The following is a 1,053-nucleotide window of genomic DNA, read 5'->3' as shown; positions in this document are numbered from 1 at the left end:
GTCGGCTCCGCGACAGACGCGCCGCGGAGCCGACCCTCAGGAACGCCCTTGTCAGCAGGGCACGCCGCTGCCGTGGTCCTCCAGCAGATCATCACGGACCCAGCCGGCCACGCCGGTGCGGTCGTTGCGCAGGTAGGTCCAGGTGTAGCCGTCGTTGCCCACCGTATAGCAGTGGTAGTCCAACCGGTCGGAAGTCTGAGCGGTGCCCAGCGCGGTGCACGACGTGGACGACCCGCTGCGCTGCCTGGCCGCAGTTTCGGCAGTGGCCAGCCACGAGCTGTCGTCCTTGTCGGGCTTCGTGGTCCCGCACGCCGCATGCGCCGCGCCGACCTCGCCGCCGGGCTTGGCCGGAGCAGCCCCGGCCGGAAGCGCGAACACCGTCGCCAAAGCGATGGCGGTGCCGGTCACGGCAAACAAGCGTGTTCGAGCAGACATAGTTGTGCCCCCTTGATCACAGGCACCAGAAGCTGATACGGCGACAGATGCGCACGCCAAAACAGGCGCTACATGAACTCCCTTGAGTCCCCCCTGGTGACGAGAGAAGACCTCCCGCACCGCAAGCGTTACATAGAGACCTCATGCCGGTCGACCGATCCGGCCGAGCAAGAGCAGATACAGTCCGTTCGGGCTGTTTATATTCGTATGTCCGGCGGGCCCTGACCCCGGATGTTGGACACCAGACACACTTGGATCCTGACGATCCGGGTGGACAGGAGTCCCGTTCAGATGGTGATGAAGCACTACCCGCCGGAGTTCCGGGCCGAGGCGGTCGCGCTCTACCGGTCCCGCCCAGGCGCGACGATCAAATCGGTGGCCCAAGACCTGGGCGTCAACCACGAGACGCTGCGCAACTGGATCCGGCTCGACGACGCACAACGCACCGAGGCGCCCGCCTCCACCGCAAGCACCTCGGCTCCGGCCTCGCCGGAGGACGAGAACGCCGCACTGCGCAGGCGGATCCGTGAGCTGGAGGAGGAACGCGACATCCTGCGCAAGGCGGCCCGGTATTTCGCAGGGGAGACGCGCTGGTGAACCGCTTCGAGTTCGTCTCCG

Annotated in this window: 2 protein-coding genes; one reads left to right on the top strand and one right to left on the bottom strand. The window is 66.7% G+C overall.

All coding sequences use genetic code 11. The features are described 5' to 3' along the window. Positions 1-51: 51 nt before the first annotated feature. Positions 52-408 carry an SH3 domain-containing protein gene (locus AB0G02_RS42000; RefSeq protein ID WP_360806705.1) on the bottom strand — a complete coding sequence of 119 codons (357 nt, stop codon included), beginning with the start codon at positions 406-408 and terminating at the stop codon, positions 52-54. A gap of 324 nt (positions 409-732) precedes the next feature. On the opposite strand from AB0G02_RS42000, the gene AB0G02_RS41995 reads away from it, so the two are divergent. Continuing rightward, positions 733-1,032, top strand: a complete 300-nt coding sequence (locus AB0G02_RS41995; protein WP_360806702.1) for a transposase — start codon at positions 733-735, stop codon at positions 1,030-1,032. Positions 1,033-1,053: the final 21 nt, after the last annotated feature.

The organism is Actinosynnema sp. NPDC023658 (assembly GCF_040639995.1).
Classification (GTDB): domain Bacteria; phylum Actinomycetota; class Actinomycetes; order Mycobacteriales; family Pseudonocardiaceae; genus Actinosynnema.
This window is presented reverse-complemented; position numbering and strand designations above follow the sequence as displayed.

Excerpts from the sequence above, each read along its gene's own strand:
- AB0G02_RS41995 (WP_360806702.1), top strand. The coding sequence starts at position 733 with ATGAAGCACTACCCGCCGGAGTTCCGGGCCGAGGCGGTCGCGCTCTAC.